This is a genomic window from Micromonospora luteifusca, from assembly GCF_016907275.1.
In the GTDB taxonomy this organism is placed as follows: Bacteria; Actinomycetota; Actinomycetes; order Mycobacteriales; family Micromonosporaceae; genus Micromonospora; species Micromonospora luteifusca.
This window is the reverse complement of the sequence record NZ_JAFBBP010000001.1, coordinates 1,647,356-1,667,648: the sequence shown is the minus strand read 5'-3', so window position 1 is coordinate 1,667,648 and position 20,293 is coordinate 1,647,356. Positions and strand designations below refer to the sequence as shown.

Sequence of the window (20,293 nt, the reverse complement as noted above, 5' to 3'; positions counted from 1 at the left end):
GCCGGTCAGGCGCCTCCAGGGAGGCCGTCGCCATCCAGGTCGGTGACCACCTCCACCGACCCGTCCAGGTGCCGGGTCACAATCGACTGTGCCCCGGCACCGGGCGCGCGCGGCGGCGGCCCGGGTGCCGGCACCGGCGTCGGGGCCGGGGCGGGTGCCGGTGTGGGGCGGGGACCGGGCGTGGGCGACGGATGGCTCGCCAACCCGCCGGACGGCGGCGCGCTGACCTGCTCGACCCCCATGCCGGTCGGGTCCATCTCCTCCTCGGAGGGGAAGACGTCGCCCCGTAGGGCCGGATCACGGTAGCTGCTCATGAGCGTAGGGTTCCCCGACGATGACGAGAACAACCGTGCCCGATCGACCGGTGTCCTCGGTGCCCGGTTTGGCGGAAGATGCTGGGACCGACGCCACGGTCATGAACGGGGGTCCGAGCGTGGAATTGCGCCGGAATCGGGGGTCCCGTGCGCTCGCCCTGGTGTGCGTACTCGGCGGGGTGCTCCTCTTGGTCTATCCCAGCGACGGCGCCCTGCTACGGACGATCATCGCGGGGGGTGCCGTCGCGCTCGGCGTGGTGGCGCTGGTCAGCGCGCTGCGACCGTTCCGGTTCGGGATCGGGGCCGAGGGGCTCACCATCCGACGGCCCGGCCTACGTCGGATGATCCGGTGGACCGAGGTCGACGCGTTGGTCCTCGACGAGCCGCCCCGACGCGACGGCTACCCGAAACCGCCGCGGCTGCTGTTGGTGCCCGCGCCGGGGGTGCCGATCGAGCCGGTGACCGCCCGCCACCCACTCGACGGCCGCCCCGCCATCGAGTTGCTCGTCCTCGACCAGGTCCGTGAGCAGCCCGAGCAGGTGTCCGCCGCGCTCTCGCGCTACGCCGGCGACCGTTTCGTCGACCTGCCGGCTCTGCGCCGCGCGGCATTCGCGGACCCGGACCTTCCGGTGGGCCTGCGTGGCTACCAGATGGACCGGGTCGACCGGTTGATCCGACGCGGCCAGGACGCCCTGGTGGCCGGGGACGCGCCGACCCGGCAGGCGGCCCGGGGGGAGATCGAACGCGTCACCGCGGCCGGTCTGCCGATCGCCCAGCGTGGCTACAACACACTCCAGACGGATACGGTTCTGGACGCCCTCGTCGCCGCGTTGGCCGACCACCAGTCCACCGATCGGGAGACCGCAACATGATCGTGCAGGGACAGAACGCCACGTCGGCCACCACGGCCGACGTTCCGCGCCGAAACTGGGCCGGCAACGTGCGGTACGCCGCTCGGGCGTTTCACCGACCGACCTCCACCGACGAACTGCGCCGACTGGTGGCCGGCAGCACCCGGATCCGGGCGGTGGGCAGCGGGCACTCCTTCAACCGCTTCGGTGACACCGACGGCGACCTGGTCACCCTCGCCGGGCTGCCCCAGGCCGTCGACGTGGACCACGAGCGGGGGCAGGTCACCGTGAGCGGCGCGCTGCGCTACGGCGACGTCGCCCGACAACTGCACACCCAGGGGTACGCACTCGCCAACCTCGCCTCGCTGCCACACATCTCGGTTGCCGGCGCGGTGGCCACCGCCACCCACGGCTCGGGCCAGACCCACGGCAACCTGGCCACCGCGGTCGCGGGCCTGGAGTTGGTCACCGCCGACGGTGACCTGCTGCGGGTCGACCGCGACGCCGACGGGGACACGTTCGCCGGCATGGTGGTCGGGCTCGGTGCGCTCGGCCTGGTCACCCGGGTCACCCTGGACGTGGTGCCGGCCTTCGAGCTGCGCCAGTACGTGTCGCTCGACCTGCACCGGGAGGCGCTCGACGAGGCTCTCGGCTCGGCGTACAGCGTGAGTGTCTTCACCGACTGGCGTACGCCCCGGCTGCGTGAGGTGTGGCGCAAGCAGGTGGCGGACCAGTCGCCGCCCCCGGCGGACTGGCTCGGCACCACCGCCGCCGACGAGCCACGGCACCCGGTGCTCGGGATGCCGCCGGAGAACTGCACCCCGCAGCTCGGCGAGCCGGGCCCGTGGCACGAGCGGCTGCCACACTTCAAACTCGGCTTCACCCCGAGCAGCGGCGACGAACTGCAGTCCGAGTACCACGTGCCGCGTACGGCGGCCGCCGACGCGCTCGCCGCGCTGGACGACGTGGCGCACCTGATCGCACCGGTGCTGCTGGTGTGCGAATTGCGGACCGTGGCGGCGGACGAGCTGTGGCTCAGCCCGAACCACCACCGGGACAGCTTCGTCGTGCACTTCACCTGGATCGGCGACACCGCAGCCGTCCTGCCGGTGGTGGCAGCGGTGGAGGAACGGCTCGCACCGTTCGCACCCCGCCCACACTGGGGCAAGGTCTTCGTCACCGACCCAGCCGAGCTGGCCACCCGCTACCCGAGGTACGCCGACTTCGCCGCCCAACTGACCCACCTGGACCCGACCGGCAAGTTCCGCACCGACCTGCTGGACCGGTACTTCCCCCGCTAGGCCCTCTGGGTGCGCAGGGTGCTGCGCTGGACGGCGCGGCTGATGTCGCTGGGCGAGACGATGCCGACCAACTGGCCGTCCGTCACCACCAGGGCACGGCCGTCGGCGCACTCACTGAGCCGGGGGAGCAGGTCGTTGAGCTGTTCACCCGTCTGGGCGAGGACCAGTTGGTCGGCGCGGCAGGCCACCTCGGCCAGCGTGGTCGACGCCCGCCGCTCGGCCGGCACGCCGCGCACCCGGTCGACGGTGACCAGCCCCGTCGGCCGACCATCCTCGGTCAACGGCAGCGCCGAATGCCGGTACGCGAAGAGGTAGTGGTCGACGAAGTCGGCGACCGTCATCTCCGCCGAGGCGGTCTGCGGCTGCGGCGTCATCACGTCGCCCACCCGTACTCCGCGTAGCGCACTGCCGGTGCGGGCCTGCCGCTCCTCCACCCCGGCGGCACCGATCAGGAACCAGCCGATCAGGGCCAGCCAGAGCCCACCGAAACCGACCCCGGACAGGAACTGCCACAGCCCGAGACCGATCAACAGGACACCCAGCACCCAACCGGCTCGGGCGGCGACCACGGACGCCCGGGTCCGGTCACCGGTCGCCTTCCACACCGCGGCGCGCAGCAACCGGCCGCCGTCCAGGGGCGCGGCCGGCAGGACGTTGAAGATGGCCAGCAGCACGTTGATGCCGGCCAGCCACGCCACCGCCCCGAAGAGCAGCCCGTCCTGCCCGGTCAGCGCGAGCAGTGCGGCGATCGCGCCGAAGAACGCCCCGAGCAGCAGACTGACCAGCGGGCCGACTCCCGCGATCCGCAGCTCCGCGCCCGGGTCGCGCGGCTCGCCCCGCAACTCGGCCACGCCGCCGAACAGCCAGAGCGTGATGCCGTCGACCGTCAGCCCGTTGCGCTTGGCCACCACCGCGTGCGACACCTCGTGCGCGAGCAGGCCGACGAAGAAGACCACCGCCGCCGCCAGCCCGGCGAGGGCGTACGCCACCGGCGAGCTGTCGGGGTACGAGCGGGGGAACTGGTTGGCGGCCAATCCCCACGCGATCAACGCGAAGATGACCAGAACGCTCCAGTTGACACCGACCGGCACCCCCGCGACCCGGCCAAGCCGGAAACTGGCCCTCATCCCTGTCCGTTACCCTCGGCCGGCCGACACATGCGGGCTCAGCGTCGGGGGCTTTCGCTGGCGATCGTTGCTTCCCGCGGTAGGGCCGCCGCGCGTAGCGCCCAGTCCAGCGCGTAGTCGGCGACCTTTTCCCAGCCGTCCTCGCCGACGGTGAAGTGCGACCGGCCGGGGAACTCCTCGTACGCGGTGAGCGCCCGGGACTTCTGGTAGAGCCCCGCGTTGGCGCGGACCACCGACGCCGGCACCACGTGGTCCTGTTCGCCGGCCATCAGCAGCAGCGGCGCGCGATCATGGCGCCCGACGTCGACCCGGGCTGGTGAGCGCGGGTCGACGTTGGCGAACGCGCCCTCGAAGAACACCCGGCCGGCGCCGGGGACGGCGTAGCGTTGCCAGGCCCGGTCGGAGTCTTCACGGCTCATTGTGTTGCCGAAGGTGTAGGCGAAGTCGTCCTGGGTGAACGGGACGGCCTTGCTCCGGTTGGCGGGGCTGCGCAGGATCGGGAAGCCGGAGCGCAGTTGGCTCAGCGGGATTTTGAGCACACCCTTCACCTGCGCGGGGTGCACCCCCACTGCGGCCGCGCCGAGGCCCCGGTCGACCAGGACCTGCGCGATCAGGCCGCCGAACGAGTGCCCCATGATGATCGGTGGTCGTGGCAGCGCGCGGATGATCCGGTCGTAGTGCGCGACGATCGTGGCGATGCTCTGCTCGGCGATCGGGCCGGGGTCGTCGCGCAACTGCTCCACGGAGCGGTCCATGCCGGGCCAGGCTGGGGTGATGACGTGCATGCCGCGCTCGGTGTACCGCTGGGCCCACCCCTCCCAGCTGCGCGGGGTCATCCAGAGCCCGTGGATGAGCACGACCGTGTCGACCCGACCCTGCGGCGTGGCACCCATCGCGTCCTCCCGGTGTCGCGGCGTCCGGCCCGGCGGTTACCCGTTGCGGTGCGCGAAAATCCTCCGCCGTCCGTGCGGGCGCGTCCGCTCCGTGCCGCCGCCGCCCGGGGACGGCCCCTGACAAATGTCATGGTCGGGGCATGACGGCCGCTCCAGGCATCGGAGTACGCCAGGCCGGAACATCTACACCATGACCAGTACGAATCCGGCCGTGGAGTTGGACGGCCTCACCAAGACCTTCGGCGCGGTCACCGCGGTCGACGGGCTGAGCCTGCGGGTGCAGCCCGGCGAGGTGGTGGCGTTCCTGGGCCCGAACGGCGCGGGAAAGACCACCACCATCGACATGCTGCTCGGGTTGGCCCGCCCGGACGCGGGCACCGTCCGCATCCTCGGCGGCACCCCGGACAACGCGGTGGCCCGGGGTCGGGTCGCCGCCGTCCTGCAGACCGGCGGGTTGCTCAAGGACCTCACCGTCGGCGAGACGGTCGAGATGACCTCGCACTTCTACCGGCACACCCGCCCGGCCGCCGAGGTGCTGGAGCGGGCGGGCATCGCCGACATCGCCGGGCGGGTGGTCGGGCGTTGCTCTGGCGGACAGCAGCAGCGACTGCGCTTCGCGCTGGCGCTGTTGCCCGACCCGGACCTGATGGTGCTCGACGAGCCGACCACCGGCATGGACGTCGAGGGTCGGCGGGACTTCTGGCAGGCCCTGCGCCGTGACGCCCGGGCCGGACGGACCGTCATCTTCGCCACCCACTACCTGGACGAGGCGGACGCGTACGCCGACCGGATCGTGCTGGTCCGGCAGGGGCGCATTGTCGCCGACGGCACCACCGCGGAGATCAAGAACCTGGCCGCCGGTCGTACGGTGCGGGCCACCCTGCCCGGCGCCGACCAGGCCACGCTGGCCGCGCTGTCCGGCGTGGACGCCGTGGAGGTACGCGGCGACAGCGTGCTGGTGCGTACCAGCGACTCGGACGCGATCGCCCGGTACCTGCTCACCCGGACCGACGCACGGGACGTGGAGATCACCTCCCGCAACCTCGAGGATGCCTTCCTCGCCCTGACCACCGCGCACACCGGAGCCTGAGATGACCACCTCCACCCCCACCCCCATCCGCGCCAGTGAGCCGGACCGTCGGCTGCCCGCACTGGGCGGGTTCGCCCCGGGCGCCCTGCGCATCGAGCTACGCCGGGTGCTGCGCAACCGCCGCACCCTCGCCTTCACGCTGATCATGCCGGGCGTCTTCTTCCTCATCTTCGGCCTGCCGCAGGGCGGGCAGTCGCTGGACAACGGCCGTCCGGTGACGGCGTACGTCATGATCAGCCTGGCCGTGTACGCGGCCATGGTGGCGACCACCAGTGTCGGTGGCGCGGTCGCCACCGAGCGGGCGCTGGGCTGGAGCCGGCAACTGCGGCTCACCCCGTTGCGCCCGGCGGCGTACGTGGCGACCAAGCTGATCACCGCGATGAGCCTCGGTCTGCTCGCGGTCGTCGTCGAGTTCGTCGTCGGTGCCGCGGCCGGCGTCCGCATCCCGGCGTACATCTGGTTGCTGTCCGGGCTCGCCGCCTGGCTCGGCTCGCTGGTCTTCGCCGCGTTCGGTCTCTTCATCGGCTACCTGGCACCGGCCGAGAACGTCATGCAGATCATCGGCCCGGTCCTGGCCGTGCTGGCCATGTTCGGTGGGCTGTTCGTTCCGGTCGAGGTGCTGCCGGACGTCCTTCAGCAGGTCGCCAAGTTCACCCCGGTGTACGGCATGGGCGTGCTGGCCCGTACACCGCTGACCGGCGGAGGGGTCAGCATGGCGCCGGTGGTGAACCTCGTCGTCTGGGCGCTGCTCTTCGGCGTCGGTGCGGCGCGGTTGTTCCGGCGGGACACCGCGCGGGTCTGAGCGCGCACCGACCACTAGCGTGAACCCAATGGACCTTTCGACGGGGCAGTCCCGGCCGGCGAGCCGCCACTGGCGGTTCACCGGCTGGCTGCTGGCGGCCGTCTGGTTGTTCTTCCTCAACGTGCCGCTCGCCACCGCGTTGCACCAGCCACAGCCCTGGCGGCGGATCCTCGGCGTCGTGGCGCTTGTCGTCTTCGCCCTCGGTTACGTGCTGCTGTTCCAGTGGGCCCGCCGGCTGCGCCAGTTGCTGCTTCCGATCCCGGCGGGCCGGGCGCGGGTCGCGCTGCTGCTGATGCTCGCGGTGGGCCTGGTCAGCATCCCGGGCACCGGCGGGGACTGGCTGGCCACACTGGTCTACGTCGCGGCGGCGGCGGTGTTCCTGCTGCCGCAGTGGGAGGCGTTGGCCTCCGTGGCCGTCTGCGCGCTGACCCCCGCACTGGCGTCCTGGCTGGTGCCGGGATGGGAGGCGGAGAGCGGCATCGTCTTCGCGGTGCTGCTCGCCTCGTTCGCCATGTTCGGGGTGTCGCGGCTGGCCCAACGCAACGGTGAGCTCCAGGCCGCCCAGCAGGAGATCGGCCGGCTCGCGGTGGCCGAGGAGCGTGCTCGCGCCGCCCGCGACCTGCACGACATCCTGGGCCACTCGCTGACAGTGGTGGCGATCAAGGCAGAGTTGGCCGGGCGGCTGATCGAGATGGACACCGAGCGTGCCGCCGTCGAGGTCGCCGAGGTGGAAGCGCTGGCCCGGGCCGCGCTGTCCGACGTACGGCAGACGGTTGGGGCGTACCGCGAGGTCAGCCTCACGGCGGAACTGGCCGGTGCCCGCTCCGCGCTGGCCGCGGCGGGCATCGCGGCGGATCTGCCGGCCGAGGTGCCGGCGCTGCCGGACGAGTGGGACCGGTTGTTCGGCTGGGCGGTACGGGAAGGGGTGACCAACGTGGTCCGGCACAGTGGGGCGCGGTGCTGCACGATCCGAGTACATCCGGGTCGGGTCGAGGTGAGCGACGACGGCCGCGGTCCGTCCACTCCCGACGCCACCGGGAACGGGCTCGTCGGCCTACGGGAGCGGGCACGGCAGCTGGACGCCGTGGTGAGCGTCGGTCGACGGCCGGACGGGAGTGGCTTCCTGCTCCGGGTGCACGCGCCGGCGGAGGCCCGGTGAGCGGCCCCGGCGATGAGCAGCCCAACCCGATCCGCCTGCTGCTCGCCGACGACCAGGCGCTGGTCCGGGGCGCGCTGGCCGCGCTGCTCGAGCTGGAGGAGGACCTGACCGTGGTGGCCGAGGTCGGCCGGGGCGACGAGGTGGTGCCCGAGGCACGCCGCACCACCCCGGACGTTGCCCTGCTGGACGTGGAGATGCCCGGCCTGGACGGGATCGCCGCTGCCGCCGCGTTACGGACCGCGCTGCCGACCTGCCGGGTGCTGATGGTGACCACCTTCGGCCGGCCCGGCTACCTGCGCCGGGCGATGGAGGCCGGCGCGAGCGGCTTCGTGGTCAAGGACACCCCGGCCCGGCAGCTCGCCGACGCGGTCCGCCGGGTACACGCCGGCCTGCGGGTGGTCGACCCGACGCTGGCCGCCGAAACCCTGGCCGCCGGGGTCAGCCCGCTGACCGAGCGGGAGACCGAGGTGCTGCGGACGGCTCGAAGCGGCGGCACGGTCGCCGACCTGGCCGGGGTGCTGCACCTGTCCGAGGGGACGATCCGTAACCACCTCTCGGCGGCGATCGGCAAGACCGGTGCGCGCAACCGGGCCGAGGCGATCCGGATCGCCGAGCAGAACGGTTGGCTGCTCGGCGAGTGACGGCTTCCGCTCAGGCGGTTGGCGGCGGGGTGGGCAGCTTGTCGACGACCACCACGCTGCTGCCGGGGCGGACCTCGGCGAGCAACTCCCGCTGGCCGCTGCGGGTCAGCCGGATGCAACCGTTTGTGGTGTTCTCACCCAACTCGTCGTCGTTGTGCCAGCTGTGTACCCCGATGTGCGCACCGCGCAGGCTGGCCGGCACCGACTCCGGGTCGTCGGGCACCGCACCGAGGGCGTAGATGTCCACTCCGCCGTAGACCTCCTCCGGCGGCGGGGTGCGGCCCAGGATGAAGGTCCGCCCGAGCGGAGTGTCCTGCCCCGACTGACCGAGGCTGACCTCCCAGGAGCGCACCGCCTTTCCGGCCCGGTACCAGGTGAGCCGGTGGACCTTGCGTTCCACCACGATCTGGTCGCGCAGCGGCACGGTGTCGAACCCGCCGGGAGGCAGCCAGGCGAGCCGCCGGTTCGCGGAGGGCAGCAGGACGGCCACCCAGCCGGCGCGCCGCTCGGCGATTGGCATGGTCAGGTCGACACCGCTGATCGTCGGTTCGAGGAAGGCTCTCGGACGACCGCCGGGCGCGTCGTACGCGGCGATCCGCTTGGTCGGGTGCGCGCCCTCGGTCAGCGGCGTGGTGTCCATGGCGCCCGGATCGACGGGGAACCCTCCGGGCGCCGGGTCGTAGTCGACCACAGGTAGCCCGGCCGGGGCGGGCGCGGCTGCGGGGACCGACTCCTCCGGGCTCTGCTCGACACTGCTCGGCGTCGGGTCGGAGGCCGCGGCCGGCAGGTCGGGGCTCGTCGATTGCGGCGTGAGGGCCTGACCCACCAGCAGCGCGGCCACCAGCAGCGCGGGTACGGCGATGGCGGCGCCAACCCAGACGGCGCGGCGGCGGTACGAGGACATTCGGTCAAAACGCACGAATTCACTGTATCCGACTTACCTTGCCAGGAAGGCACCCCTGCCATACCAAACGCGACAACGGGGGTGCCTTCCCGGCGGTGATCACACGCGGGCGCCGAGGTGGATCGCTACCGCGTCGTGTGCGGGCACGTTGGCCGCGAACCAGCCGTTGGCGTCCACCGTGAGCACTGGACCGCTGCACGTGCCGCCCGCGTACGTGCCGTGGATGACATCGCAGTACCGACCGGCGGGCAGCCCGGTGTAGTAGGAGCGGCCGTTCACCGCGGCATCCTCGTCGTTGATGGTGATGAAACCCTTGCCGCTGCGGCTGAACGCGATGTGGTTGTTGCCGTTGTCGTACCAGTTGGCCACCCCGGCGCCCTCGGTGGCGTTGCGGAAGCCGACCATGTTGGCGATCACCGGCCAGCGGTGTTCGCACTCCCAACCCGAGTAGCAGGTGGTGTTGAGTGTCCTGTTGGCGCCGTCCGAGGGTGGGCCGGCGTCGCGGTTGCTGAAGGTGTAGCTGGACATCACGGTCGGCGAGCCGTACGGCCAGGCCAGCATGAAGGCGTTCGCCAGGGCGTAGATGCCCCGGTCCTTGTAGGTCAGGACCCCGCCGGCGTCGCGCTGGGTGTCGTGGTTGTCGACGAACACCGAGGCCGGCCCGGTGGGCAGATGCCCCCAACCCTCGCCGAAGTTGCGCAGGTAGGCCAGCCGCTCGGAGCGGAACACCCGGGCCAGGTCCTTGCCGTAGCGGAACTCGTGCACGTCACCGTTGCCGGTGTACTCGGTCGGCTGGACCGGTTCGCCGGCACCGTGGATGACTTCCTGCACGATGTACGCCGAGCGGGACAGCTTGCCCCTGATCGCGGCGATGTCGGCGGCCGGCATGTGCTTGCTGGCGTCCATTCGGAAGCCGTCCACGCCGAGGGAGAGCAGGTCGTTGAGGTACGAGGCGATCTTCGTGCGGACGTAGTCCGACTCGGTCTTCAGGTCCGACAGGTTGACCAGCTCGCAGTTCTGCACCTCGTACCGGTCGTTGTAGTTGGCGATGTCGTCGCCGCCGTTGCGCCCGCAGTGGTGGAAGTCCTGGGTCTGGTAGATGCCCGGGTAGTCGTAGTGCGAGTAGGACGAGCCGGCCCAGCCGGTGCCGCCGTTGTCCTGACCGGACATGTGGTTGATGACCGCGTCCACGATCACCTTCACCCCGGCCGCGTGGCAGGTGTCGACCATCGACCGGAACTGGGCCCGGGTGCCCTTGCGGGACTCGATCCGGTAGCTGACCGGCTGGTACGCCAGCCACCACTGGTCGCCCCGCACGTGTTCCTGCGGGGGCGAGACCTGGACGTAGCCGTAGCCCTTCGGGCCGAGCGTGCTCTGGCACTCGCTGGCCACCGAGGGCCAGTTCCACTCGAAGAGCTGGACGATGACCTTCTTGGCCCCGGACGGGGCGGCGACGGCCGGGGGTGCCGTCACGGTGGTGGGGACGAGCAGGCTGGCGACCAGGCCGAGGGCGAGGATCGCCGAGCCGCGTCGACGTCGGTGCATCGGGACTCCTGACGAGCGCAGGGAGGGGGTTGGTGGTGCGGCGGGGAAGCGCCGGGTTGCCGGGACGTTGCAACCTGGGCTGAAATTTTCTGAAAGATTACAAGCGTGTTGCAACGAGTGTCAATGCATGGACACTCGTCACTGCCCGGTTCGGTGCGGGGGGAGCGGGCACAACGCACGCCGCCGCCACTCGGTTCGATGTCGGCCCAGAAATTTCCGGCCACGGGTGATCCGCACGCCCCGCCGGTCCGTACTGGATGGGGGAGCAGGGGTCGGCCGGTGGTACGCCGCCGCGAGACGATCGAGGAGCACATGGCCCGGGCACAGCAGAACCAGAAGGCGGCGACCGTCCGGACCAGCGCCAGCAGTCGGGGGGTGCGCGCCCCGTCCCGGTCTGCGGCCACCCTGCTGATCGCGTCGGTGCTCGCCGCGCTCTGGGCAGCGATCATGCTGACCGGCGCCGGCCAGACGGCGTACGCGTACGGCTTCTTCTTCACCGAGTTCTTCGCCGGGGTGGTCTCCCTGGTGGCGTTGAGCCTCACCGTGATGCTCGGTCTGCTCGCCACCGACCGGCTGGTGCTGCGCATCTCGCACCGGGTGCTGATGCAGTCGGCGCACCGGGCCACCGGCGTGCTGGGCGTGGCCGGGCTCGGTTTCCACGTCCTCACGAAGATCGGCACCGGGCGGGCGGCGGCGACCGACGCGCTGGTGCCGTTCGTCGGCGGCCGAGGGCTCTACGTCGGGCTCGGCACGGTGGCCGCCCTGCTGATGGTCAGCGTGATCTGGACCGGCATCATCCGGGCCCGCTTCGCCGGCGTCGGTCCGAAGTGGCTGTGGCGCACGCTGCACTCCACCGCGTACCTGGCCTGGCCGTTCGCCGTGCTGCACGGCCTCAACGCCGGTCGGGCCGCGAAGCCCTGGGTGGTGTTCAGCTACCTCGGCTGCATCCTGCTGGTGGTACTGGCACTGCTGGTCCGGCTCTCGGTCACCATCGGGCGACGCAGCCGCGAGCAGCACCAGGCCGCGGTGCGGAACGCGGCACTGGCCGGTCGGGCCGGTGAGGCGGCCCGCGGCCGATCGAAGCTGGCCGGGCTGAGCCGCCGCCGCAGCGCCGACGCGGACAAGCGGCCCGCCTGGGCGGAGAGCACCACCGCCACGTGGGCCGCGCCGACCGCGCGGCGCGACCCCGAACGGTTCACCGTCCCGGTGGTGCCCGAGCCCGGCTCGCTCGCCGAGCCGACCCGGCCCAGCCGACGTCAGCGGGTGCAAGAGCCGGCGGCCCGCCGCGACACCGAACGGCCGTCGCGCGGCCGCCGTGACGAGGTGGAGCCCGCGACCCGCCGCTCGACGCGCCGCAGCGCCGAGGAGACCGTCACCCGACGGCGCGACGAGGAGGAGTTGGAGCCGGTGACCCGGCGGCGCTCGCGTACCCGGGACGAGGCTGCTGCGAGCGGGCGGCGACGCGGCGAGGAACCGGTCGCCGAACGATCCGGTCGCCGGTCCCGCAGCGAGGACGACGGCAGCCGATACTCCGCACCACCACAGCCGACGGTCGAGCCCGAGGAGCCGTGGGACAGCCCGCGCCGGTGGCAGGCCGACGAGCCGATCTCGGCCGGCCCAATCTCCGCTGGCCCGATCTCGGCCAGCCCGATCTCGGCGACGCCGCGCAGTGGCAGTGGCCGGCACAGCATCGAGGACGATCTGCCGGAGGAACCGGACTACTGGCGCCCGCCGGCCCGGTACGTACCGGAAGAGGTGCCGCCACCCGTCGACGACACCCCGACCCTGGTCGACCTGGCGTCCCGGCGCGCCCGGCGGGCAGCCGGCGAGGGCCGGTCCGCCAAGCGCCGCAAGGCCAGCGCCGATGCGGTGGACGGGGCGTACTGGGCCGGGCTGCGGGGTGAGGCGAAGTGATGCGGACAGCGGTGCCACCGGTTGCCTGCGTGGGAGAGCCTCGGCTCACCGCAGGCTTCGCCGAGTACGGCCGGCTCGACCTGGCCGCGCACGAGGAGGTGCACGGCCCGATCGGCCCGATGGAGCCGGCCCAACTGCTCCGGCTCGCCGAGGGCATGCAGCTCAAGGGCAAGGGCGGGGCAGGTTTCCCGTTCGCCCGCAAACTGCGCGCCGTGCTGGAGTCCTGCGAACGGCAGGACCTCGCCGCCGTGGTGGTCGTCAACGCCACCGAGGGGGAGCCGGCCAGTTGGAAGGACAAGGTGCTGCTGACCCGCGCACCGCACCTGATCCTGGACGGCGCGGCGCTGGCCGCGTACGCGCTGGACGCCGACGAGATCGTGATCGGCGTGGCCGACGACGGGGTCGGCCGGGACTCGTTGATGGAGGCCCTCGAAGAGCGCCGGATGCCGGTGCCGACCACCATCGTCACCGTGCCGCACCGGTTCATCTCCGGCGAGGGCGGCGCACTGGTCAACGGGATCAACGGGCTGCCGCACATCCCGCCCGGCACCAAGAAGCGCTCCAGCGACTCCGGGGTCAGCGGCCTGCCCACCCTGCTGTCCAACGCCGAGACGTACGCCCAACTCGCCGTCGGGGCGCGACTCGGCCCGTACGAGTACGCGGCGCTCGGCACCGACGACGAGCCGGGCACCGTACTGCTCACCGTGACCGGCGCAGCGGGCCGACCGGCCGTGGTGGAGTGCACCGCCGGGATGCCGCTGCGCGATGTCCTCGACCTGTGCGAGGTCCCGGACACCCAGGGCATCCTGATGGGTGGCTACCACGGCAAGTGGATCACGCCGGAGGCGGCGGAGCAGGCCGAGGTCTCCCGCAAGGGCCTGGCCGCGGTCGGTGGCACCCTCGGCGCGGGCATCATCGTCCCGCTCGGGGTCGACACCTGCCCGCTCGGTGAGGCCGCCCAGGTGGTGCGCTATCTCGCCGGTGAGTCCGCCGGCCAGTGCGGGCCGTGCAAGATGGGCCTGCCGGACCTGGCCCGCGCCGTCGACCTGGCCGTGGCCGGCAGCCAACCGGCCGACGTGGTGCGCGCCGCCGCCGGTGAGGTGAAGGGCCGGGGCGCGTGCAGCCACCCGGACGGCACCGCCCGCTTCGCGCTCTCCGCGATCGAGGTCTTCACCGAGGACCTGCGGATGCACAGCACCGGCGACGGCTGCGGCCGGCGGGTCAAGGGCGTGATGGGGTTGCCCGGCGCACCCGACGCGAACCCGCAGAAGCTCACCCTGGACTGGTCGCGCTGCGACGGGCACGGGCTCTGCGCGCACGTGGTACCGGACTTCATCCGGCTCGACGCCAACGGATACCCCGCCTTCCCCCCCACCCCCGTGCCGACCTGGCTGCGGGAAGGTGCGCTCAAGGCGGTCAAGGTGTGCCCGGAGCTGGCCCTCCGACTCGCCAAGGCCGAATAGGGAAGGGCACCTTCCCGACGACTGTCGAACGGAGACGCGGATGCGCAGGTGGCACGCACGGAGGCGGCAGTCCAGGGTTGGTGTGGCCCGCCGGGCCGGCACCGCTGCGGCGCTGACCGCCGCCCTGCTCGGTGCGGTCTCCTGCACCGGCACGGCCAAGCCGTCATCGGCGGTCGCCGGCACCGCACCGGCCACCACCGCACCGGCCGCCGCCACCCCGACCAGCTCGCCGGACGTCACCCCGGCGCAGGTCCCGGACATCCTGCGCTTCACCGGGACCACCCTCACCGGCACCGCGTTCGACGCGGCGCAGTTCGCCGGCCGGCCCGTGGTGCTGTGGTTCTGGGCACCGTGGTGCGCCACCTGCGCCAGCCAGGCCTGGACGGTGGCCGAGGTCGCGCCCCGATACCGCGACACCGTGCCGATCGTCGGCATCGCCGGGCTGGGCGAGCAGCGGGCCATGAAGGAGTTCGTCACCGAGTTCGACCTCGCCGGGATGCCACAGATCGACGACCGTGCGGGCGCGCTCTGGCGCCGGTTCAAGGTGACCGAGCAGAGCATCTTCGTGATCATCGACCGGGACGGCAAGGTGATCCACCAGGGCTTCCTGGACGGCGAGGCGATCACCGCCCGGGTCGCCGCGCTGGCCGGGGCGTGACCGGCCCCCTGCTGCTCGCGCTGACCGCAGGCATGCTCGGAGCGGTCAACCCGTGCGGCTTCGCGTTGCTGCCCGCGTACCTCTCGCTGTTGGTCGCCGGGGCGTCGGACACCCGCGGCGCGGTCGGCCGCGCGCTCACCGCGGCGGCCGGGCTGACCCTGGGGTACGTGGTGGTCTTCGGCGCGTTCGGCCTGGCACTCGCGCCGCTGGCCGGCTGGCTGCGGCCCCGGCTGCCATGGCTGACCGTGGCGCTCGGCGTGCTGCTGGTCGTGGCCGGCTGTTGGTTGCTCGCCGGCCGGCGGCTGCCCGCTCCCGGCTGGTCCGCCCGGGCACCCCGGCTCACACGCTCGTGGCCGTCGATGGCGTTGTTCGGCGCGGCGTACGCGTTGGCGTCGCTCGGCTGCGCCATCGCGCCGTTCCTGGCCATCGTGGTGACCAGCCTGCAAGCCGGCTCGACGGGACGCGGGTTGGCGCTGTTCGGTGCGTACGCCCTCGGGATGGGCCTGGTGGTCGCGGTCGCCGCGCTCGGCGTGGCGCTGTTGCGCGACGGTCTGGTGGCCCGACTGCGCGTCGCCGGCGCGTTGGTGCCCCGCCTCAGCGGCCTGGTGCTGCTGGTCGCAGGCGGTTACGTCGCCTGGTACGGCTGGTACGAGTTGCGGCTGGCCGCCGGCCGCCGGGATGCGCTGCACGATCCGGTGATCCGGATGGCAGCCCAGGTCCAGCACACCCTGGCCGATGCCCTGGACCGGATCGGCCCGACGGTGCTCCTGGCCGCCCTGGCCATCCTGATCCTGACCCCGCCCCTCCTCAAGCGCCTCCACCACCCGCCCGTTGATCATGAGGTTATCGCCACGACACGCCGAGGCGCGGGGCAATAACTTCATGATCAGAGGGCTGGGTGGGGTGGGGCGCCCGGGTCGCGGCACCGGAACCCGCCGGCCGCAAACCTGAGGGCAGGCAGCGGCGTTGGTCTTGACATCCGGAAACGATCGTCGGAGTCTGTTTGACAACGTTGTCACACCGAAGGGCCACCATGCGTATATCCGAATTCGAGTTGAGCAGGCGGCGGCTCCTCATCCTTGGCAGCGCCGTCGGCGCTGGACTCGCCATCGCCCGACCCGCCGCCGCCCAGGCCGCGCCAGCCGCTCCCACGTCACCGGCCGCGGCCACCGGCCCGGTTGCCAACACCTACCACGCCCTGCTGCTCGCCCACACCCGATGGGCCGAGGAGCAATGGGATCCGGCGATCAACGCGTACCGCCTCGCGGACTTCAGGTTCGCGGTCGTCCTCGGTAACGCGGTCCTGCTCATCTCGCCCGGGTACGACCCGGCGGCAGCAGGCGTCGACCGGGACACGCTGCACGCCCATACCGTCGCCACCATCCGCCGTTTTGCGGCCACCAACCGGCTCGCCGGCGGCACCGAGTGGGGCCGACAGCTGTTCTGGGACAGCACCTTCGAGCTGTACTTCGTCCTGGCCGCCCGACTGCTCTGGTCCGAACTGGACGAGGTGACACGCAACAACGTCGACCGCATCGCCCGCGGGCAGGCCGCGTACGCCTATTCCCTCGGCACCGGTAACGACCCGCTGAGCGGCAGTTGGACGCCGAACGGCCTCACCGGTGGCTGGATCGGTGACACCAAGCTCGAGGAGATGGGGGTTTACGCCCAGGCGATCGCGCCCGGCTTGGCCTGGGCGACGGACGACCCCGCAGCCGCGGCTTGGCGCGACCGGTTCCTGACGTGGACGCTCAACGCGACCGGACTACCCGCAGCCGACCGCGCCAACCCCGCCGTCGTCGACGGGCGGGCGGTCGCGGACTGGAACACCGCCCACAACATCCACGACACGTTCCTCGTCGAGAATCACGACTCCTTCGGCCCGCACTACCAGGAAGAACTGTGGCGCACCGCGGGCCGTACCGCCGCGCACTTCCTGACCGCCGGCCAACCGCTCCCCGAGGCACTCACCCGGCAGCCCAGCGGCGCCCAGCTGTGGCGGACCATGCGGCTGATGGCCAGCGATGCTGGCGAACCCTTCATGCCGATGGTCGCGGACCGCTACCACCTGTACGGCCGTGATGTCCTGCCGCTCGCCTTCCTCGCGCAGGTCCAGGGCGACCGGCACGCCGCCCGGGCCGAGGCGGACCTCGCCGCCCGGCTCATGCCCTACCTGAACTACCCGCCCGAGAATCGGCTCACCAAGTTCAGCGGCGAGCCGAAGTACGAGCCCGAGGCCCGGGCCGAACTCGCCATCAGTTATCTCTTCCATTCCTGGCGGGCAGCCAACGGCGGCGTGGTCGAGCCGGTCGCCAGCACCACGTTCTTCGCGTCGGCGGCGGGCACCCGGGACTTCGGGGAGCAGGCCGGGCTGACCGCCCAACAAACCCCGACTGCCTTCGCCGCGGCGGTCAGCAGGACCGGGTTCGTCTCGTTCCTGTGGGCCCCCGCCCACGACAACTGGTTGTTCGACACCCGGGCCGCCTCGCTGCTGCCGAGGCAGTCCGCGCCGGTCCTCGGCCGCACCTCCGCTGCGTACACCACGGCCCGGGACGGTCTCGACGCCACGGCCACGGTTCTCCGCGTCGCCGGCGGCGCCGCCGGATACGTCACGCTGCCCACCGGTACGGTCGTGTACGCCACCACGGGCGTCGGTGCCGATGAGGGCGCGCTCACCCTGTTCAACCTGGACATGCCCGGCGTACCCGGGCTCACCGGCACCCGCACCTTCACCGGCGAACAGGGGTCCGTCACCCTGGCTGGACAACAGGGCGTCGGCGACGGCGGAACCGACCAGATCGGCTTTACGCCTCGTCCAGCCAGGTACGTGCGGATGCTCGGCCGATCCCCCGCCAACCAGTACGGCTACTCGCTGTTCGCCTTCGCCGTGCTCGACGCCAGCGGGGTCGACCTCGCCACCGGCCGGCCCACCACGGCGTCGTCCGCCGACCCCGCCTACCCCGCAGCGCGTGCGACCGACGGCAACCCCGGCACCCGCTGGGCGGTCGCCCGTGAGGAACGCGGCCGCGCGGACAGTTGGCTCGCCGTCGACCTCGGCGAGTCCGTCGACATCAGCGGCGTACGCCTGGACTGGGAGACCGCGTACGGCACCCGCTACGTCATCCAGACCTCTCTTGACGGCACCAACTGGAGCGACGCGGCGGTTGTGCCGGACAGCCCGACCATCGCCGGCTCCTGGCTGGACGTCGACGGACGAGCGGGTCTGGTAGTCCACAACAGCCAGAATCCGATCACCGTGACCGCCACCACCGTCACCCTGTCCAGCGGACCGGCCACCGGCAGCACTCGGCTGATCATCGAGGGGTACGCGGGCGCGAGCAGGTCGGCCCTGGCCGCCGCAGCGTCTCGAACCCTGCCCAGCGGCGGTCCGGAGGCGTTGCGGGTGAGTGACGCGGACGGATACCTGAGCCTGTTCAACCTGTCCGACGACGACATCACGACGGCGGCCGTCACGCTGTCGCAGCGCGCCACGCTGCGGCTGTACCGCGGAAGCCAGGTCACCGGATCGGGGACCACCAACTACCAGGTCGACCTTGCCGCCGCCACCGCACGCGTCGAGCCGCCCCGGTTCACCGCGACCGCGGCACAGCCTGGGAAGGCGATTCCCGCCGGTACCCGGTTCGACGTCACCGACTCGCACCACCTCCGAATCACCGCACCCGCCGAGCACATCGTGATGGTGCAGCTGGAGTCCGCGGCTGGCGACGCCCGACGGCGGGTGACGGTACCCGCTGGACGCAGCCGGGACGTCGCGTTCGCGGGTGGGACGGTGACGCCGACCAGCGACTTGGCCCGGTCTCGGACGACCTACCCGACGTCACCGCTCCCGGCTGGCATGACCGACCCGTCGGCCGCCGTCGACGGCGACCCGGGTACCGCCTGGCAACCCGGCCCGAACGGCCGATTGGTGATCGACCTCGGATCGCTCCAGGATCTGGCATCGGTCCGCCTGACCTGGACTCCCGGTCGGCGGCGGCCGATCACCGTAGCCACCTCTGCCGACGGACTCGGCTACGTAGCGGTCGCCTCGGTCCCGAAGCCGCGACCCGAGACCACCATCTCGACCAGGTCCTCCGGGCGGTACGTGGCGATCGCGGTCGCCGACTGGCAGCCCGGTGACGCCCGGCTGACCCACGCGGAGGTGTTCGGTGCCTGAACCGGCACCGCCTGTCCGCGGAGCCGGAACAGCTCCGCGTCGGGATTGACCACGGCGTCACACCCGTGGCCCGAATGGACGGCGGCGGGACTGGTGCGGACGTTCGGCCGCACCAGTCCCGCTACCCGTCCTCTAGCTAGCGCGAGGGGTCAGGCGGTCGGTGCCCAGGCGGTCCTGGAGGACCTCGGGGATCAGGACACTGCCGTCGGCCTGCTGGTACTGCTCCAGGATCGCCGGGAAGAGCCGGCTCGTGGCCAGCGCCGAGCCGTTGAGGGTGTGCACGAAGCGCGTCTGCTTGGCACCGGGCTCGCGGTAGCGGATCGCCGCCCGCCGGGCCTGGTAGTCACCGGCCCAGGAGACCGATGACACCTCCTTGTACTTGCCGGTGCTCGGCATCCACACCTCGATGTCGAGGGTCTTCTTCATCGAGGCGCTGGCGTCGCCGGCCGAGAGCAGGGTGCGCTGGTAGTGCAGGCCCAGCCCCTCGACCAGGCTCTCCGCGTGGGCGAGCATCTCCTCCAGTGCCGTGTCGGCCTGTTCCGGCAGGGTGAACTGGAAGATCTCCACCTTGTTGAACTGGTGCCCCCGCACCGTGCCGCGCTCGTCCGAGTGCGAACCGGCCGACTCCCGCCGGTAGCACGGGGTGTACGCGAATGCCTTCAGCGGCAGCTTCGGGGTCTCCAGGATCTCGTCCTGGTAGGCGCCGAGGATCGCCGTCTCCGACGTGGGCAGCAGGAACTGGCCGCGCGGCGCGGATTCGGAGTCCAGGTGGTAGACGTCGTCGTAGAACTTGGGGAACTGCCCGGCGGCGAAGCCGGCCGTGTCGAGCAGCAGGTGCGGCGGGAGGAGGAATTCGTACCCGGCCCTGACGTGCTGGTCGATGAAGTAGTTGAGCAGCGCCCACTCCAGCCGGGCGCCGACTCCCGTGTAGATCCAGAAACCGGACCCACCGAGCTTGACCCCGCGCTCGTAGTCGACGAGGCCCAGCGAGCGGCTCAGCTCCACGTGGTCGCGGACCTTCTCGATCGCCGGTGGCGCTCCGAAGGTCTTGACCACCCGGTTGGCTTCCTTGCCGCCGGCCACCACGTCGTCGGCAGGCAGGTTGGGCAGCTCACTCATCGCCGTACGCAGTCGGGACTGCACCTCGTCCAGCTGGGACTCCAGCTCGGCGAGTTGCTTACGCTCAGCCTCCGGCGCACTGGCCTGTGGCTCCTCGCCGGCACGTTTCGCCTGCGCGTACGCCCGGGCCTCCGCCTTGCGGCGCTGCCGCTCGGCGTCGATCTCGGTGATCAGGTTGCGTCGTTCCTGGTCGAGCCGCTGGATCTCGTCCAGGGCACGGGTGACCTCGGCGGGATCCAGACGCTTCGCCAGCGCGGTCGCCACCGCCTCGCGATCCTTCCGGATCAACTCCATGTCGAGCATGCTGCTCCGTCTGCCTCCGTCCGGGGTCAGGT

The 20,293-nt window shown here is 72.0% G+C and carries 17 protein-coding genes; 11 read left to right on the top strand and 6 right to left on the bottom strand.

The genetic code is table 11. From position 1 onward, the window contains the following. Positions 1 to 5: 5 nt before the first annotated feature. A complete protein-coding gene (locus JOD64_RS07080) occupies positions 6 to 314 on the bottom strand; it encodes a hypothetical protein (protein ID WP_239559444.1) in 309 nt (102 codons plus the stop codon). Between the two features lie 119 nt (positions 315 to 433). On the opposite strand from JOD64_RS07080, the gene JOD64_RS07075 reads away from it, so the two are divergent. Beyond that, positions 434 to 1,186 carry a hypothetical protein gene (locus JOD64_RS07075; RefSeq protein WP_204941502.1) on the top strand — a complete coding sequence of 251 codons (753 nt, stop codon included), beginning with the start codon at positions 434 to 436 and terminating at the stop codon, positions 1,184 to 1,186. Next, entirely contained in the window at positions 1,183 to 2,466 is a 1,284-nt protein-coding gene (locus JOD64_RS07070; protein WP_204941501.1) for an FAD-binding protein, read from the top strand. Before JOD64_RS07075 ends, JOD64_RS07070 begins: the two co-directional genes overlap by 4 nt. Here the strand turns inward: JOD64_RS07070 and JOD64_RS07065 are convergent. Next, positions 2,463 to 3,593 (bottom strand): site-2 protease family protein, encoded by a 1,131-nt coding sequence (locus tag JOD64_RS07065; protein WP_204941500.1) that lies wholly within the window; start codon positions 3,591 to 3,593, stop codon positions 2,463 to 2,465. The two genes, JOD64_RS07070 and JOD64_RS07065, sit on opposite strands and share 4 nt — an antisense overlap. Before the next feature lie 38 nt (positions 3,594 to 3,631). Beyond that, positions 3,632 to 4,486 (bottom strand): alpha/beta hydrolase, encoded by an 855-nt coding sequence (locus JOD64_RS07060; protein WP_204941499.1) that lies wholly within the window; start codon positions 4,484 to 4,486, stop codon positions 3,632 to 3,634. A 190-nt stretch (positions 4,487 to 4,676) separates the two neighbouring features. On the opposite strand from JOD64_RS07060, the gene JOD64_RS07055 reads away from it, so the two are divergent. Genes JOD64_RS07055 through JOD64_RS07040 form a run of 4 tightly spaced genes read left to right on the top strand, consistent with a single transcriptional unit; the run spans position 4,677 to position 8,178 of the window. Next, on the top strand, positions 4,677 to 5,576 hold the full coding sequence (locus JOD64_RS07055) for an ABC transporter ATP-binding protein (RefSeq protein ID WP_204941498.1): 900 nt from the start codon (positions 4,677 to 4,679) through the stop codon (positions 5,574 to 5,576). Between the two features lies 1 nt (position 5,577). Then, the gene (locus tag JOD64_RS07050) at positions 5,578 to 6,378 is read left to right on the top strand and encodes an ABC transporter permease (protein ID WP_204941497.1); all 801 of its coding nucleotides are present in this window, start codon (positions 5,578 to 5,580) and stop codon (positions 6,376 to 6,378) included. Positions 6,379 to 6,406: 28 nt separating this feature from the next. Further along, a complete protein-coding gene (locus JOD64_RS07045; protein WP_204941496.1) occupies positions 6,407 to 7,537 on the top strand; it encodes a sensor histidine kinase in 1,131 nt (376 codons plus the stop codon). Next, on the top strand, positions 7,534 to 8,178 hold the full coding sequence (locus JOD64_RS07040; protein ID WP_307813274.1) for a response regulator transcription factor: 645 nt from the start codon (positions 7,534 to 7,536) through the stop codon (positions 8,176 to 8,178). The genes JOD64_RS07045 and JOD64_RS07040 overlap by 4 nt, the downstream gene beginning before the upstream one ends. A gap of 10 nt (positions 8,179 to 8,188) precedes the next feature. Here JOD64_RS07040 and JOD64_RS07035 read toward each other — a convergent pair whose 3' ends face one another. Next, positions 8,189 to 9,097 (bottom strand): L,D-transpeptidase, encoded by a 909-nt coding sequence (locus tag JOD64_RS07035; RefSeq protein WP_204941495.1) that lies wholly within the window; start codon positions 9,095 to 9,097, stop codon positions 8,189 to 8,191. Between the two features lie 84 nt (positions 9,098 to 9,181). Next, complete coding sequence (locus JOD64_RS07030; RefSeq protein ID WP_204941494.1) at positions 9,182 to 10,627, bottom strand: alpha-amylase; 1,446 nt, start codon at positions 10,625 to 10,627, stop codon at positions 9,182 to 9,184. Between the two features lie 279 nt (positions 10,628 to 10,906). Between JOD64_RS07030 and JOD64_RS07025 the strand changes: the two genes are divergently transcribed. The 5 genes from JOD64_RS07025 to JOD64_RS07005 all read left to right on the top strand — a co-directional run bounded on the left by JOD64_RS07025 (position 10,907) and on the right by JOD64_RS07005 (position 18,839). Continuing rightward, positions 10,907 to 12,541: a hypothetical protein gene (locus tag JOD64_RS07025; RefSeq protein WP_307813273.1), complete on the top strand. Its 1,635-nt coding sequence runs from the start codon at positions 10,907 to 10,909 to the stop codon at positions 12,539 to 12,541. After that, positions 12,541 to 14,004 (top strand): NADH-quinone oxidoreductase subunit NuoF family protein, encoded by a 1,464-nt coding sequence (locus JOD64_RS07020; protein WP_204941493.1) that lies wholly within the window; start codon positions 12,541 to 12,543, stop codon positions 14,002 to 14,004. Before JOD64_RS07025 ends, JOD64_RS07020 begins: the two co-directional genes overlap by 1 nt. A gap of 40 nt (positions 14,005 to 14,044) precedes the next feature. Then, positions 14,045 to 14,662 carry a TlpA family protein disulfide reductase gene (locus JOD64_RS07015; RefSeq protein WP_204941492.1) on the top strand — a complete coding sequence of 206 codons (618 nt, stop codon included), beginning with the start codon at positions 14,045 to 14,047 and terminating at the stop codon, positions 14,660 to 14,662. Continuing rightward, positions 14,659 to 15,540, top strand: a complete 882-nt coding sequence (locus JOD64_RS07010; RefSeq protein WP_204941491.1) for a cytochrome c biogenesis CcdA family protein — start codon at positions 14,659 to 14,661, stop codon at positions 15,538 to 15,540. Before JOD64_RS07015 ends, JOD64_RS07010 begins: the two co-directional genes overlap by 4 nt. Before the next feature lie 155 nt (positions 15,541 to 15,695). Then, positions 15,696 to 18,839, top strand: a complete 3,144-nt coding sequence (locus tag JOD64_RS07005) for a discoidin domain-containing protein (protein ID WP_204941490.1) — start codon at positions 15,696 to 15,698, stop codon at positions 18,837 to 18,839. A 132-nt stretch (positions 18,840 to 18,971) separates the two neighbouring features. On the opposite strand, the gene serS is transcribed toward JOD64_RS07005, so the two are convergent. After that, a complete protein-coding gene (gene serS / locus JOD64_RS07000) occupies positions 18,972 to 20,261 on the bottom strand; it encodes a serine--tRNA ligase (RefSeq protein ID WP_204941489.1) in 1,290 nt (429 codons plus the stop codon). Between the last annotated feature and the right edge of the window lie 32 nt (positions 20,262 to 20,293).